The 14,085-nt window shown below is 52.2% G+C and carries 15 protein-coding genes and 1 tRNA gene; 10 read left to right on the top strand and 6 right to left on the bottom strand.

All coding sequences use genetic code 11. The annotated features are described in order from the left end of the window. Nucleotides 1-112 precede the first annotated feature (112 nt). Both HND56_11950 and HND56_11945 read left to right on the top strand, forming a co-directional pair. Nucleotides 113-763 carry a hypothetical protein gene (locus HND56_11950; GenBank protein ID QKK06353.1) on the top strand — a complete coding sequence of 217 codons (651 nt, stop codon included), beginning with the start codon at nucleotides 113-115 and terminating at the stop codon, nucleotides 761-763. A 64-nt stretch (nucleotides 764-827) separates the two neighbouring features. Then, the gene (locus HND56_11945) at nucleotides 828-965 is read left to right on the top strand and encodes a hypothetical protein (protein QKK06352.1); all 138 of its coding nucleotides are present in this window, start codon (nucleotides 828-830) and stop codon (nucleotides 963-965) included. Nucleotides 966-1,007: 42 nt separating this feature from the next. On the opposite strand, the gene HND56_11940 is transcribed toward HND56_11945, so the two are convergent. Both HND56_11940 and HND56_11935 read right to left on the bottom strand, forming a co-directional pair. Continuing rightward, on the bottom strand, nucleotides 1,008-1,349 hold the full coding sequence (locus HND56_11940) for a DUF86 domain-containing protein (GenBank protein ID QKK06351.1): 342 nt from the start codon (nucleotides 1,347-1,349) through the stop codon (nucleotides 1,008-1,010). After that, nucleotides 1,346-1,636: a nucleotidyltransferase family protein gene (locus HND56_11935; protein QKK06350.1), complete on the bottom strand. Its 291-nt coding sequence runs from the start codon at nucleotides 1,634-1,636 to the stop codon at nucleotides 1,346-1,348. Before HND56_11935 ends, HND56_11940 begins: the two co-directional genes overlap by 4 nt. Before the next feature lie 704 nt (nucleotides 1,637-2,340). On the opposite strand from HND56_11935, the gene mobC reads away from it, so the two are divergent. Both mobC and HND56_11925 read left to right on the top strand, forming a co-directional pair. Beyond that, nucleotides 2,341-2,751 carry a plasmid mobilization relaxosome protein MobC gene (gene mobC / locus HND56_11930; protein QKK06349.1) on the top strand — a complete coding sequence of 137 codons (411 nt, stop codon included), beginning with the start codon at nucleotides 2,341-2,343 and terminating at the stop codon, nucleotides 2,749-2,751. After that, a complete protein-coding gene (locus HND56_11925) occupies nucleotides 2,748-3,461 on the top strand; it encodes a relaxase/mobilization nuclease domain-containing protein (GenBank protein QKK06348.1) in 714 nt (237 codons plus the stop codon). The genes mobC and HND56_11925 overlap by 4 nt, the downstream gene beginning before the upstream one ends. 94 nt (nucleotides 3,462-3,555) lie before the next feature. Here the strand turns inward: HND56_11925 and HND56_11920 are convergent, their stop codons facing one another. From HND56_11920 to guaA, 3 genes are all read right to left on the bottom strand, one after another. Continuing rightward, the gene (locus tag HND56_11920) at nucleotides 3,556-3,867 is read right to left on the bottom strand and encodes a hypothetical protein (GenBank protein ID QKK06347.1); all 312 of its coding nucleotides are present in this window, start codon (nucleotides 3,865-3,867) and stop codon (nucleotides 3,556-3,558) included. A gap of 205 nt (nucleotides 3,868-4,072) precedes the next feature. After that, nucleotides 4,073-5,365: a site-specific integrase gene (locus HND56_11915; GenBank protein QKK06346.1), complete on the bottom strand. Its 1,293-nt coding sequence runs from the start codon at nucleotides 5,363-5,365 to the stop codon at nucleotides 4,073-4,075. 245 nt (nucleotides 5,366-5,610) lie between these two features. After that, nucleotides 5,611-7,161 carry a glutamine-hydrolyzing GMP synthase gene (gene guaA, locus HND56_11910; protein QKK06345.1) on the bottom strand — a complete coding sequence of 517 codons (1,551 nt, stop codon included), beginning with the start codon at nucleotides 7,159-7,161 and terminating at the stop codon, nucleotides 5,611-5,613. Nucleotides 7,162-7,353: 192 nt separating this feature from the next. Here guaA and HND56_11905 point away from each other — a divergent pair, with 192 nt between their 5' ends. After that, nucleotides 7,354-9,543, top strand: a complete 2,190-nt coding sequence (locus tag HND56_11905) for a hypothetical protein (protein QKK06344.1) — start codon at nucleotides 7,354-7,356, stop codon at nucleotides 9,541-9,543. A gap of 26 nt (nucleotides 9,544-9,569) precedes the next feature. Here the strand turns inward: HND56_11905 and lipB are convergent, their stop codons facing one another. After that, entirely contained in the window at nucleotides 9,570-10,250 is a 681-nt protein-coding gene (gene lipB / locus HND56_11900) for a lipoyl(octanoyl) transferase LipB (protein ID QKK06648.1), read from the bottom strand. A 330-nt stretch (nucleotides 10,251-10,580) separates the two neighbouring features. Between lipB and HND56_11895 the strand changes: the two genes are divergently transcribed. The 5 genes from HND56_11895 (at nucleotide 10,581) to HND56_11875 (ending at nucleotide 14,077) form a co-directional block, all read left to right on the top strand. Continuing rightward, entirely contained in the window at nucleotides 10,581-11,009 is a 429-nt protein-coding gene (locus HND56_11895; GenBank protein ID QKK06343.1) for a hypothetical protein, read from the top strand. Nucleotides 11,010-11,080: 71 nt separating this feature from the next. Then, nucleotides 11,081-11,168, top strand: a tRNA-Leu gene (locus tag HND56_11890). A gap of 235 nt (nucleotides 11,169-11,403) precedes the next feature. Then, nucleotides 11,404-12,273 (top strand): protease modulator HflC, encoded by an 870-nt coding sequence (gene hflC / locus HND56_11885; protein QKK06342.1) that lies wholly within the window; start codon nucleotides 11,404-11,406, stop codon nucleotides 12,271-12,273. Between the two features lie 34 nt (nucleotides 12,274-12,307). Then, a complete protein-coding gene (locus HND56_11880; protein QKK06341.1) occupies nucleotides 12,308-12,517 on the top strand; it encodes a DUF2065 family protein in 210 nt (69 codons plus the stop codon). Between the two features lie 33 nt (nucleotides 12,518-12,550). Then, nucleotides 12,551-14,077: a DegQ family serine endoprotease gene (locus HND56_11875; protein ID QKK06340.1), complete on the top strand. Its 1,527-nt coding sequence runs from the start codon at nucleotides 12,551-12,553 to the stop codon at nucleotides 14,075-14,077. The last annotated feature ends 8 nt before the right edge of the window (nucleotides 14,078-14,085 follow it).

Here is a 14,085-nt window from a genome sequence, read left to right as displayed (position 1 = left end):
TTCATTATTATGATTAGTCCAATCTATTTTAGGCTAAAATATTATTGTAATTGCGTGAACTGTGGTTGTCAGCGTACCATCAGAGAAGTTTCATATAAAACAGAGCTGTTTTATGGATGGTGTAACTCTACATATTTTGAATGCGGTAGGCGATTTCCAAGACGATCAGGCCGAAAAGATACGGATGGTTAGCCTTCAGGCGCTGTCAGAGATTAACCGTTTTTTACCGCAGACTAATCTGGATATTGTGTTTTTGCACGCGCCTGCGGCGACTGTGCCCGGTGAATACATCGGCGGCCGATCAACAAGCGCCTCGACGATCTTTATCTATTTTGATACCGGCTGTTCTGATTTGGATATGATTATAGAGGAAAAGCTGCCAGCAGTATTGGCACATGAATATCACCATGCCTGCCGCTGGAAAACAGTCGGATACGGCAAGACACTTGGCGAGGCATTGGTTACAGAAGGTCTTGCGGATCATTTCTCGTTGCAGGTCTTTAAGGGTGAAGTGCCGAAATGGTGCTGCGCATTGGTAGAGGGTGAAATCAAAACATGGCTTAAGAAATCGTCTAAAGAACTGGAAAATGAGGACTACGACCATATCGCATGGTTTTTTGGCGATAACAAAACATTCCCCGGCTGGGTCGGCTATTCTTTGGGTTACTTTATTGTAGAGAAATATCTCCGCTGCTTTCCGGCGCTGACAGCGGCGGACTTGGTAGATACCGATGCTAAAGAGATTCTGGCGGAGAGTTATTAAGAGGTGGTTCCAAAAATTCGGACAGTAAGTGAGGAATAATTACCCAGCGAAGTTTAAGGAGCGTGTGGCATTTGTTGCAAGCGTGTCGGGGCTTGCCTTGCGCGAAGTGTTGCACGGCAAAGGCTTTACCGCATTCTGCTGGCCGAATATCAGGCGCTGCCGGAAGGCACTCCGGCAAAGCGGATCACCGGGGAACTGCTAAGCCGCATCCGGCACATATTACAGCGCAAAAGTAACGGATTATCTATGCAATAGCGTTTAATTTGTCGAGCAAATCGGGAAGAGCCGTCTGAACGGTCTCCCAAACGACGTTCAAATCAACATCAAAATAGCCGTGCGCAATGCGGTTGCGCATACCGCGCATATTACGCCACGGAATTTGTGGATGCTGCGCGGGAAAATCCGGATATTGATCCATGATCTTGGTGGCGGCCTCGCCGATGATGACCAGATTCATAATCACGGCTTTCTGGGTGCGTTTATCTGCCAGAAATTCTTCTTGGCTCATGCCGCGTATAAAATCGCATGAGTCAGAGGCCGCCTCGCGGATATGGCCGAGATAATCATTGCAACGGTCTTCCTTCATACCGGACGCGCCTCGGACAGCACATGCTCACGGAATTTCGGCGGCAAATCGCCCGGTGTCAGCACATCGACGCGTACGCCGAGCAGTTCTTCCAGTTCGATTTGCAATCCGCCGAGATCAAACAATGTCGCACCCGGCAGCGTGTCCACCAGCAAATCGAGATCGCTGCCGTCGCGGTCGGTGCCGTGCAGAACCGAGCCGAAAACACGCGGATTGGCCGCCCGAAAGCGGGTGGCCGCATCCAGTACGGCATGGCGTTTTGCTGTCAGTGCGTCAGAGGGTCTCATAATACAAAAAGCGTCCTTTTGTCGCTGCGTTTTGTTATATCCCCATTATAACAAATATTCCCGCATTCCGTTAGCACAAAAGGCTTCTTTTTCTGAGGCAGGCTGAAGAACGGGGTTGCAAGGGGCGGATAAGCCCTTTGCCCGATGTTTCAAAAGAGAGCGGAATGTCTTTGGCGATGAGTTTCCAAAGGGAGAGAGACTTCTCCTTTTGGTCGAGGGTTTTCAGGGGCTATGAACATGCCCTTGAAGCGATGGGGTATTGTTAAAGGGGAGAGAGGCACGTCTCCTCCTTTGACGCGGGATCAAACGCCAAGGATGTTTGAAAAACAGGATCGCAATACGCGGCCTGTTTTCAGCCGGGAGGGATGCAACGGGAGGGCGGCTTTTAGCGCCTCCTTTGCCAAGATTTGCGCGGGTATAGGTTAACGGAAGGTTAACCGTGTAGTACACGCGCACATCTTGCCGATAATGGACGAGTGGTTGATTCGGAGTGTTTTTGTGATTTTCGGGGGAAGGTCGTACGGCATCGCAAAGCCTTATCTGCGTTTTTTGGGCAGCCGCGCCTCTGCGGCATTTTATACACAGAAACAGGCGGTTTGCAAGCAATTCCGGCTTTTTGAACATGCCGGTAATCCGCCGCTTTTTGTGCGGCGCAAAATGAAGCATGTCCTCCCTCATGGTAAAATAAAAGGATAGGCAGTGATATGGAAGCAAAGGGTCAAAATAAAGGAGCAGAGCGTTCCTCTCCGGTGACGTTTCGCGCCACGGACGGGGAAAAGCAGGCGCTGAGAGACAGCGCCGGGCGGATGCCGGTCAGCGCCTATATCCGATTCATGCTGTTTGATATGCCTTCACCGCGCCGCGCGATTTCATATGTTGAAAACAAGGAACTGATCGAACATCTGTTGCATCGTCTGGGCAACAGCCGTATCTCCGGCAATCTCAACCAGATTGCCAAAGCCTGCAACAGCGGCGCTCTGCCGCTAGACGCGGAAACACATGCCCTGCTCCATGAAGCCTGTCATGCCGTGCTTGAGATGCGCGAGGAGCTTTCTGTGGCGCTGGGGCGCCCAATAAAGACAAAAGTGACGCAAAAATCCAGAGAAAGCCAATGATCCTGAAAGCCAGCCAGCGCAAAGGCGCTGCCGCGCTGGCTGCGCATCTCCTCAAAGGTGACGAGAATGAGCATGTCACCGTCCATGAAATACGGGGATTTATAGCGCAAGACGTGCTGGGCGCGTTGCAGGAAGCGGAAATGACCAGTCTTGCGACGATGTGTCGGCAATATCTGTTTTCTCTCAGCCTTAATCCGCCGGAAGGCGAAATTGCGACAATCGAGGACTTTGAAAACGCGATAGACCGCATTGAAAAGTCTCTGGGGCTGGAAGGCCAGCCCCGCGTCATCGTCTTCCATGAAAAGAAAGGCCGCAGGCATTGCCATTGTGTCTGGTCGCGCATCTATGATACCGGGCATAAGCTCAAAGCCGTGCAGATGTCGCATTTTAAGAACAAGCTGTTTTCTGTTGCAAAAGAGCTGTTCATCCATCACGGCTGGAAACTGCCGAAAGGCTTTATCCGCAAAGAAGACAGTAGCCCCACCAATTACACTCTCCATGAATGGCAGCAGGCGGAACGGCTGAAAGACGATCCGGTCAAGCTAAAGGCATTCTTCCAGCAATGCTGGAACGGCTCGGATAACAAGCAGAGCTTTGCAGGCGCTCTGCAAGAGCGCGGTTATTATCTGGCCAAAGGTGATCGGCGCGGCTATGTCGCTGTGGATTTTGAAGGGGAAGTTTATTCGCTCTCGCGCTGGCTCGGTGTGTAGAAAAAGCGGTAGAAAAAGCGGGACACGATACAATTAATTCCCTGACGGGAATCCGAGAACACAATGCTTAATTGGTGTGGGACAAAAGTCGCTTTTAATGCAGCTTTTTCTTACGCTCGTCAGCGGCAAGTTTGTTCTCTGTGCGTTGCTTGGCAAAATGCGCGAACACGTCAAAGGTTGCTCCGGCTTTGTCCTGCGGCAGTTTCTTGCGCAGGATAAAATAAGCCAGATCAATCAGCGCAAAAGCCAAAACCTGCGGATTGCCGATGCGGTTCCTCATCAGATTGTTGATCGGTGCCACCAGATGCTCATCCGCCAGCTTGATCGCCGCCCGGTGCGTTTTGGCCAGCAGTTTGGCCACATGACTTTCGACTTTGTATTCCCTGCTGCGGATTTCAATCGTCATCAGAATGCCTTTCTTGCTTTTGGATATATCTTATTTTTACCATAGCGGGGCAGGAACGACAAGCAACTGCTTTTCTGCCCCGACTCCCGTTCTCTCCGCTTTAAGCCGCACCGGCGGTGCAGCGGAGAGACGAGAAAAGGCAGAGGCGGGCTGGAACAGCGAGGCTCACTGTTCTGTTTTCAGCCAGCCCTTAAAATAGATGGTGCTATTCTTTATTTTTACGCTTCCCGCGCAGCCGGGACGGTCTGGAACGCGCCGTTCCAGATTTACCGCTCCTGCTGTTTTCAGGTTTAGACGGGTCTGAGGGGACGACCTCCCAACTTCCCATACCGTGCAACACGCGATCCGCATGTTTGACGGCGTTGACATGGCCGTAATGCTCTTCGATCATCTTGACCGAGGTTCCCATCTGCTGTGCCAGAAAATACACATCCACGCCTTCGCTCAGGCGGAAAGTGGCATAGGTATGACGAAAACTGTAGGTCGAACGCGGAATACCCGACGGGCCGTCGCGCAGTTTTGCTGTGATGAGCAGGTCTCTGATAAGGGCTTTGTATAATGTACTGACCGGTTTGCCGTCGATGGTGGTGAAAACAGGGTCATCGGGTTCTGTGGCTTTAGAGATATTTCGGATGCGCTCCAGATAGTCGCCGACACTCACCGGCGCAACAAGCTGCCGCATCTTGTCTTTACCGGTGACGGAGAGGATCAGCAACTCTCTGCCGTCCTTGTCTTTGCCGCGCGAGATATCGCGCCAGCGCAGATTCCGCGCTTCCGGCGGGCGCATACCCGTATTGCACATGATCAGGACGAAGTTATAGGCAATGGTGCGGTACCAAAGACTCTGGGGCTTTGGTGCGGATTTCACCCATGACCGCCCTCTGCTGTGCAGGGCGCGGTATTCTTCCAGAGAAAAGGCATCCCGCCGCATGGTTTTGAAATTCGGTCTGCCCTCGAATTTATGACTGGCGGGGATATAGCGTTTTCTGACGGCGTAATTCATGATCGCGCCGAATATCGACATTTCAAATTTGATGGTGGCATCGCTGACCTGTTCCCGCAAGCGCCCTTCGCCGTGTTCCCGCCGCCATGCCGGATAACCCGACCAGCGCTCCTGACCGATCAGGCTGATTTGTGTGCTTCCTGCATAAGGATTTAGCTGGGCATTGATAACAGAGGCAATCTTTTTGACGCGTTCATGGGTAATCTCTCCCATTTGGGCGCGGTGGCGCTGCACTTCGGTATATTCCACGGCAACGTCATAGAAGGATTTATCGAAGATCGGCACATCGTGCTTTAAACGGAAACGGACATCGGCATAATGATCATAGGCGCGTTCACGGGCTTCATGTATGTCTGAGGTTTTAAGGGATACGGTTTTATAACGGTCTGCTTTGGGCAGCTTAATACGGCAGTACCAGTTTTTATGTACCACATCACCACGGCGAAAGACGATCAGTCCGGGTTTGAGTTCTTCCTTGTCGATAATAAAGCTCATGATATATACTGTTCCCGTAAGCTGTAAAACTGTGCAGAAACCGTGCAGATATTTTTGCTAAGTCATTGATCTGTGGTTCCTGTGCAGGACTTGTATATACAAGTATAACGCAAAATAATGAACAAAAACAGTAATATAAGAAAAGTTACTCATCCCCGTGCAAGCGGGAATCCATAAGATGGTAGATGTGGCTGTTGACGGATGGACTCCCGCTTTCGCGGGAGTGACGGCGATGTTGTAAGAATTTATTCCCACTCGATCGTGGCAGGCGGTTTTCCTGAAATATCATAGACGACGCGGGAGATGCCGCGGATTTCGCCGACGATGCGGCGGGAGACATGGTCGAGGAAGTCATAAGGCAGATGCGCCCATTTCGCCGTCATGAAATCGATGGTTTCCACGGCGCGCAGCGCGATCACGTAATCATAGGCGCGGCCGTCACCCATCACGCCGACGGATTTGACGGGCAGGAAAACGGCGAAAGCCTGCGAGGTTTTGTCATACAGATCATGGGCGCGTAATTCGCTGATGAAAATATCATCGGCGCGGCGCAGCAGATCGGCATAGTCTTTTTTCACCTCGCCCAGAATGCGTACGCCCAGCCCCGGCCCGGGGAAGGGATGGCGGTAAACCATCTCATGCGGCAGGCCGAGTTCGGTGCCGATTTTGCGCACTTCGTCCTTGAACAGCAGCCGCAACGGCTCGACCAGATCAAGCCCCATCTCGGCGGGGAGGCCGCCGACATTGTGATGTGATTTAATCACATGTGCGCCGCCGCCTGTGCCTGCGCCTGCGGATTCAATGACATCGGGATAGATTGTGCCTTGCGCGAGGAAGGCGGCGTTTTCGATTTTTCCGGCCTCGACCTCGAAAATCTCGATAAAGCAGCGCCCGATAATTTTGCGCTTGTCTTCGGGGTCTTCCACGCCTTTCAGCGCGGACATGAATTTTTCTTCCGCATTGACGCGGATGACATTGATGCCTTTATGCGCGGCGAACATCTCCATGACCAGATCACCTTCATTCAGACGCAGCAGCCCCGTATCGACAAAAATACAGGTCAGATTGCCGCCGACGGCCTTATCCAGCAGCGCGGCCAGCACGGAGGAATCAACCCCGCCCGACAATCCGAGAATAACGCGTTTATTGCCGACCTGCAGGCGCACATTTTCGATGGCGGTTTCAATGATATGGGCGGGCGTCCATGTTGCGGCGCAGCCGCAGATATCAATGGCAAAACGGCGGAGAATATCCTGCCCGAAAGCCGTATGCGTGACTTCGGGATGGAATTGCAGCCCGTAGATTTTGCGCGCATCATCGGCAATCGCGGCCACCAGCCCGTTATGGGATTTTGCGGCAAGGACAAAACCTTCCGCAGGGGCGGTGACATGGTCGCCATGCGACATCCAGACGGAGAAATTTTCCTCAGGCAATTGTGAGAACAGCTGATTGCCGTGATCAATGACGATATTGGCATGGCCGAATTCGCGGGTCTCGCCTGCCGCAACCGTGCCGCCGAAATGCTTGGTCAGTGCCTGCATACCGTAACAAATGCCCAAAATCGGCTTGCCCAGATCAAAAATTGCGGCGGGAATATGCGGTGCGCCGCTTTCCGTGACGGATTCCGGCCCGCCGGAGAGGATAATACCTTTTGTTTCGGATTGTTTTGCAAAATCAACGGCTTTGTCTGATGACCAGCCGAAAATTTCGCAATAAACGCCCGCCTCGCGCAAGCGCCGCGCAATCAGCTGCGTGTATTGGGAACCGAAATCGAGAATAAGTACCGCGTCATCCATGCTTGAAGTGATACGGGCAACGGCAGGGCAGGTCAATAAAATTTTATTGATATGTTCCTTAAACCCCGCAAATATTTCACGTTATTTTAACGGCGGCGGGCGTATAATGGAAGATAGGGTAATATATCCCGCGCGAAACATGTGTATAATAAGCGAACGATGTCGTGCGGAATTGAGTAGGGGAGAGAAGCAATGCCGAAAGACACAATCATGACAGGAGAGGTTCTTTCCGCCGATGGGCAGAGCAATGTGATGCTGCCCGGTGAAGCGTTTTTGCAAGACTCGTCGATGGAGCGCGACGGGCACGATCTTGTATTGACGCTGAAAAGCGGCGAGACGGTGATTGTTGAAGGCTATTTCGACATGGCGGCGCGGCCTGATTTATTGTCGCCGCAGGGCGGCGTATTGTCGCCTGCGCTTGTCGACTCTTTCCTCTCCCCCTCCCATGCCGGAGAATATGCGCAATCCGCGCAAACGGCCAGCGATGTCAGCGCTGCAGGGCAGGTGACGGATACGGTCGGTGATGTCTTTATCACCCGCGCCGACGGCACAAAACTGGCCGCGGCAAAAGGCATGATGATCTTTCAAGGCGATGTGGTCGAGGCGGATATCGATTCCGCCGTCAATATCGTTTTTGCCGATAACAGCAGCTTTGCCGTCAGCGAAGGCGCACGGCTGTCGGTGGATCAGTATATTTACGATTCCGAACAGAAAAGCGGCAGCTCGTTCTTTTCCATGCTGAAAGGCGCATTTATTTATACCAGCGGCATGATCGGAAAAAGCGACCCCGAAAATGTCAATATCGATACGCCGGTCGGGTCAATCGGGATCCGCGGAACGGTTGTGGCGGGCGTGATTAACGAAGCCGGACAGTTGAGCGAAATCACCGTCATTGACGGTGCGGTCGTGATTTCAAACGGCGCGGACAGCTATGTGCTGGACGAAGATTTTGAAACCCTGCAATTAACGGGTTTTGACGCACCGGCAAATAATATCGGCACGGTGGATGCGGATTACATGACGCAGAATTACAGTTTTGACAACACGGTCGACGGTTTCAGTTTCTATGATTACAGCACAACCCCGCAGGAGGACGGTAACGACAATCCTGCGCCGCAGGATGTGCCGCAAGATGCCGCCCCTACAGATGGCGATCAGGCCCCCTTGGATGGTAATCAAGAAGGTGCGGCACAAGGTACGCAGACAGCCGATGCGGGAACGCTCTCGGGTGACTTGCTGGTGCAGGAGATGCTGCAATTCCAGACCTATCAGCAGCTGCAACAGCAGATCGGCGATGAATTTATCGACCAGACCGGCGGCGCGGTTCTGCCTGCCGATGGCGGCGAGACATTCCTGAGCGGTACAGGTTATGCGGCAGGTACAACGACGGATACGACAGATGTACTGACGGATGCCGGCGGCTCGACAACGCCGACCGCACCGCAGGGCGCACCGCCGCCGATTGTCCTGACATCGTCACTATGGTGGGACGGCAGCAGCATGACAGGCGCGGGCACGGTGCGTGAATTCGGTAATATCGGCTTTCAAATCGGTGATTTGAATGTCAGCGCTCCGGCGGGCGGCGTCAGTTATGCCATTACCGGCGGCAATGACGGTTATACGGGTCTGGCGACTTTTGCCATTAATGCGTCAGGAGAGCTTTCGATTATCAGCGATCTGGCGACCTATCAACAGACCAATTATACGCTGACGATTGATGTCACGGATGCGGATTTGAACACATTGCCCGTGACGTTAAATATCAATATTGATGATCTGTCGACGGGACGGAATTATATACAAGGCAGTACCGGTGTTGATACGCCGACCGTGACGGCGGCGGCGGATTTGATTTGGGCGGATAGCGGTGATGATATCTTTAACCTGACCGGTGTTGAGGCGGGGGATGTTTATCTTGGCGGTCTGGGCAGTGATGTCTTTTCTCTCAACGGTGCCGGGCTGAGCTTTACCATGATTGACGGCGGCTATAATACCGAGGGCACGGTTAATCCCGGAAATCTGTCAGGGCTTGCCGGTGATGCGGTGTTGCTTGGCGGCTCCGGTATTGTCAATCTCGACCTGTCCTCCGGCGGCAGTGAATACGGCAAATTCAAAGGAATTGAAAGCTTTGTTTTTACAAGCAGTCTTAACCATTCCATCACGCTGGACACGGCAGGTGTGCTGTACGCCACAAACCAAAGCGCGACAACGCTGAATATTTGGGGTGCGGATGGAAGTACAGCCCCCGTGACACCTTATACACTCACCCTTGAAGGTTTCGATGATGTCGGCGGCGGGACTTACCAGTCGCAGTCAAATGCAGCGGTTTCGGTGAATGTCATCGAAACGGGCAGTAACGAAATTAATGTCGTTCTGATTTAAACGGAACGGATGACGGCACTTAAATCTTAACCGAAAACCTCGTACCAGCTCTCCTGCAGGGCATTGTCGAATTCATCACGCGTGATGTTCAGACCCAGCTGTTCCAGCGATGTTACGCCGTGTTCGCTGATGCCGCAGGGCACGATCCCGTCATAATGTCCCAGTTCGGGATTGATATTGACGGAGACGCCGTGGAAGGTGACCCATTTTTTGACGCGAACACCGATGGCGGCGATTTTTGCCTCTGTTCCCTTCGGCTGGCCGTAAGGCTGCATATCAACCCAGATACCGACGCGGCCTTCGCGGCGCTGTCCCAATACGTTGAATTTGAATAAGGCGCGGATGACCCAGTCTTCAAGATCAAAGACGTATTTTTTCAAATCGGGATTGCGTTTTTGCAGATCCAGCATCACATAGGCAATGCGCTGGCCGGGGCCGTGATAGGTGAATTTTCCGCCGCGCCCCGTGTGATAGACGGGGAATTTCGGATTAATCATGTCCTTTAACTCGGCGCTGGTTCCTGCCGTGTAAACCGGCGGATGTTCCAAAAGCCAGACCATTTCGTCATGGCCGCGTTCGCGTATCGTACGTGCGCGCGCCTCCATAAACGCAAGCGCCCGGTCATATGCGACGGGCGCTGTCTCGATTTGCCATTGAAGTCCGGAACTTGCCGCATCGGGTGCGACGAAGCTTTGCACGTTATCCATAAGCATGCGCAGTTTCTCCCGTGATGAGATGTTTTTGTTTCCTGTTCCACAAACCTACTGTATTTTTTCAAAAAAATAAAGCCCCTTGACGCAATAATTGAAAAATAATAGAAGTTATGTGTTTACATTTATCAAAATGACGACATAATGGGCGCACCGCATACATATGGCCCGGATACAATGTCACTAAGTTAAGCAGGAGAGATGTTATGGATTTTTTACGTAATCTATTTAACCGTAAATCGGAAGATACGGCGCTGAGCCGCGTAAAGAAAATGACAACCCGCAAACTCCCCGTACCCCGTACCGGATGTCGGCGGCGGTTATTATATGCGCTTTTTCGCGACCAAGGAAAACGGCACATGGAGAATGGATTACGAAACCAATTGCGACTTTAACACCGAAGGCAAAGGCAAATCCCTGCAGGCTTTCCGTGATGCGCAAACCGCGCATAAATCCCGCTCGGACGGTAATCTTTATGTTGAAACCGTGATGCTGGTTCTGGCCGATCTGGAAGAGGCGCATATGCGTTACGCCAACGGCAAAAACACGCTGGAACAAAACAAAAAGCAAATGCTTGACCATTACGTCACCGTTTTTGACAAAATGCCCGAAGGTATGCAGGAAAATATCGGTATGCGCTGGAAAGAATATAAAGACAGCGAACCCAAACCCGATATCCTGCCGATGAAATATACATCGATTCCGGCATCGGCAAAGCGTTTGCTTCCCGGTAAGCACCCAGATTCAAAACATTGATTAGGCCGCTATTGATTGGACTTGAGTTTTTATACAAAACCATGTATCAACGGTGAAGCTTATTTAGACCTGCGGCCGTGGCGGAATTGGTAGACGCGCAGCGTTGAGGTCGCTGTGGGAGATAATCCCGTGGAAGTTCGAGTCTTCTCGGCCGCACCATGAATAAAGAAAAAGGGTTCTAAACGAACCCTTTTTCTTTATTCATCACTGGATGTCTTAATGAAGCCAAGCCGATTTATAATCGGCGCAGGCTGAATTTAGACGTAAGTGGGAAATAAAAAGACCCCGACGGGTCTTTTTTTATTGTTCATCACTAACTCTTGCCGAAAGCCCCACTCCTTTCTATACTGTCCGCTGTAATATAAAATCTGATGAATCAGAGGGTCTAAACAAAATGACAAAATCTTTCAGTGCCTTGATCGTGGTCGGCTTTTTTGCCTTTATCGGGGTGACGCAGTCTTTCTTTATCGTACCGGAAACGCATCAGGTGCTGGTGCTGCGCTTTGGTGACCCTGTGCGCCAGCATTCCGAACCGGGGCTGAAAGCGAAAATTCCGTTTCTGGAGCAGATGAAAACTTTTGACAAGCGCGTGCTGAATGCCGATCCGCCGCCGGAAGAGCTGATCCTGCTGGACCAGAAACGTCTGGTTGTTGACACTTTCGCCCGTTACAAAATCACCGATATGCTGCTGTTCCACCAGACCATGGGAACGGAGGAGCAAGCGCGCAAGCAGCTGCACAACATCATTAACTCGACGGTTCGCGGTACGCTGGGTAATAAAATGCTGCCCGATATTCTGGGTGAAAACCGGACGAATGTGATGTCGGCGATTAAGGAGGAGGTTAATAACTCCGTCCAGCGTTTCGGCATGTCGATTATTGATGTCCGTATCGGCCGCGCCGATTTCCCGCAACAGATCAGCCAGTCGATCTATGCGCGGATGCGTTCGGAACGTGACCGCGAGGCAAAAGAGTTTCGCGCGCAAGGGGCGGAGATTGCCCAGCAGATTACGTCACGCGCCGATAAGGAACGCACATTGCTGTTGGCGGAAGCCCGCAAAAAATCACAGATTATGCGCGGTGAAGGCGATGAGAAAGCCATTAAAATCTACGCCGATGCCTATAAGGTTGATCCGGAATTCTACGCCTTTTACCGTACATTGCAGGCTTACCGCGAAAGTCTGGCAGGAAAAGACACAACGCTGGTCTTGTCGCCGGATAGTGAGTTTTTCCGCTATTTCGGGACATCCGGCAAACAGAAGTAACGGCTCTTTACTTTCATAAATAAAGGATAGGCATGTGATGCAAGTCGCGGTGCAGGATGTGGTATTACTGGCATTCGGGGTGATGATGTTTATGGAGGGCATGCTTTATGCTATCTTGCCCCGCGATATTCTTCGGCGTATGTTTCTTTATGTGCTGGATCTTCCTCCGGCGCGATTCCGTTTTGCGGCATTGCTGATTGCCGCAACGGGAATTGTTCTGATGCGCTATGCGCTCGGATCCTAAGAGTGTTCAACGGTCATAATAAGGAGAAAGTCAATGACACAAGAAAAGACACGGAATAGATTTTTCCTTCGGACTGTTATGCACGGGGCGTGCCTGTTATGCGCCCTGTTTTTGCTTGCGGGGCCGGGAAACCTGCAAGTAACACCGGCTGCGGCGGCATCCTCTACGGCACCGGCGGAAGGTTTCGCCGATCTGGCCGATAAATTGCTGCCGACCGTGGTGAATATTTCCACGACACAAACCATAGAGGCGCCGCAAGGCATGCCGAATATGCCGAATTTGCCGCCGGGATCACCTTTCGAAGATATGTTCCGCGACTTTTTCGAACAGTATGAAAATGCGCCGCAGGCACAACCGCGTCAGACGGCGTCACTGGGCTCCGGCTTTATTATTGATGCCGAAAAAGGCTATGTCGTCACCAATAATCACGTCATTCGCGATTCCGATGAAATTAAAGTAATTTTGCAGGATGATACAACGCTGGATGCAACGGTTATCGGCACGGATGAAAAAACCGATATCGCCGTCTTGCAGGTCAAAAGCAGTAAAGCGCTGGTTGCTGCAAACTGGGGCGACAGCGAAGTCTCGCGCGTCGGTGACTGGGTGCTGGCAATCGGCAATCCTTTCGGCCTTGGCGGTACGGTGACGGCGGGGATTATCTCGGCCAGCCGCCGCGATATCAATGCCGGCCCTTATGATGATTTTATCCAGACGGATGCCTCCATCAACCGCGGTAATTCCGGCGGCCCGATGTTCAATTTAAAAGGCGAGATCATCGGTGTGAATACGGCGATCTTTTCGCCCTCGGGCGGCAGTGTCGGAATCGGCTTTGCCGTACCGTCATCGCTGGTGCGTCCGGTGGTAGATCAGCTGATTAAATACGGTCAGACGCGGCGCGGCTGGCTGGGTGTCCGTATCCAGCAGGTGACAGATGAAATCGCGGAAAGTTTGGGCATGAAAGAAGCCTATGGTGCGCTGGTTTCCAGTGTGACAGATGACGGCCCCGCCGCCGCTGCGGGATTGCAGCAGGGCGATATTATCCTCAGCTTTGACGGCAAACAGATCAAACAAATGCGTGAATTGCCGCGCATGGTTGCGGAAAGCGAAATCGGCAAAAAAGTCGATCTGCATTTGTGGCGCAAAGGTAAAACCGTGACGGCGCAGGTGAAGCTTGGGCAGCTTGAAAAAGCCGAGGAAAATGGTCTGGTCACAGGCAGTGCGGAAACGCCGGATGATGAGACGGGCACGGCTGATGCCGATAAGATCGCCTCTCTTGGTCTGACGGTCTCCCCCCTGAACCGCGTCTTGCAGCAGCGCTATAATATTGACCGTGAGGCTGCCGGTATCGTGGTGACGGAGGTTGATCCCGCAGGTATTGCGGCAGGCAAAGGCATCGCGCCCGGTGATTTGATTATCGAGATTGACCAGAAACCGGCAACAAGCGTGAAAGACATGCAGAAGGCTGTCAAAGCGGCGGAGAAAGCGAAAAAACGTTCCGTTCTGCTGCTGATTTCACGCGGCGGCGAAATCCGCTTCGTTGCGCTGCGCTTCAAAGATTAGAGGCAAAA

It is taken from the genome of Pseudomonadota bacterium (genome assembly GCA_013285465.1).
GTDB lineage: Bacteria > Pseudomonadota > Alphaproteobacteria > Micavibrionales > CSBR16-224 > CSBR16-224.
Note: the sequence above shows the minus strand (reverse complement) of the source record. Positions and strands in the feature narration are given on the sequence as shown.

Bases quoted from the DNA above. Each gene is read 5' to 3' on its own strand.
- mobC (QKK06349.1), top strand. From the start codon at position 2,341: ATGGAAGCAAAGGGTCAAAATAAAGGAGCAGAGCGTTCCTCTCCGGTG.
- hflC (QKK06342.1), top strand. From the start codon at position 11,404: ATGACAAAATCTTTCAGTGCCTTGATCGTGGTCGGCTTTTTTGCCTTT.
- HND56_11905 (QKK06344.1), top strand. From the start codon at position 7,354: ATGCCGAAAGACACAATCATGACAGGAGAGGTTCTTTCCGCCGATGGG.
- HND56_11940 (QKK06351.1), bottom strand. From the start codon at position 1,349: ATGAAGGAAGACCGTTGCAATGATTATCTCGGCCATATCCGCGAGGCG.
- HND56_11915 (QKK06346.1), bottom strand. From the start codon at position 5,365: ATGAGCTTTATTATCGACAAGGAAGAACTCAAACCCGGACTGATCGTC.
- guaA (QKK06345.1), bottom strand. From the start codon at position 7,161: ATGGATGACGCGGTACTTATTCTCGATTTCGGTTCCCAATACACGCAG.
- HND56_11935 (QKK06350.1), bottom strand. From the start codon at position 1,636: ATGAGACCCTCTGACGCACTGACAGCAAAACGCCATGCCGTACTGGAT.
- HND56_11950 (QKK06353.1), top strand. From the start codon at position 113: ATGGATGGTGTAACTCTACATATTTTGAATGCGGTAGGCGATTTCCAA.
- HND56_11875 (QKK06340.1), top strand. From the start codon at position 12,551: ATGACACAAGAAAAGACACGGAATAGATTTTTCCTTCGGACTGTTATG.
- lipB (QKK06648.1), bottom strand. From the start codon at position 10,250: ATGGATAACGTGCAAAGCTTCGTCGCACCCGATGCGGCAAGTTCCGGA.
- HND56_11925 (QKK06348.1), top strand. From the start codon at position 2,748: ATGATCCTGAAAGCCAGCCAGCGCAAAGGCGCTGCCGCGCTGGCTGCG.
- HND56_11895 (QKK06343.1), top strand. From the start codon at position 10,581: ATGCGCTTTTTCGCGACCAAGGAAAACGGCACATGGAGAATGGATTAC.
- HND56_11920 (QKK06347.1), bottom strand. From the start codon at position 3,867: ATGACGATTGAAATCCGCAGCAGGGAATACAAAGTCGAAAGTCATGTG.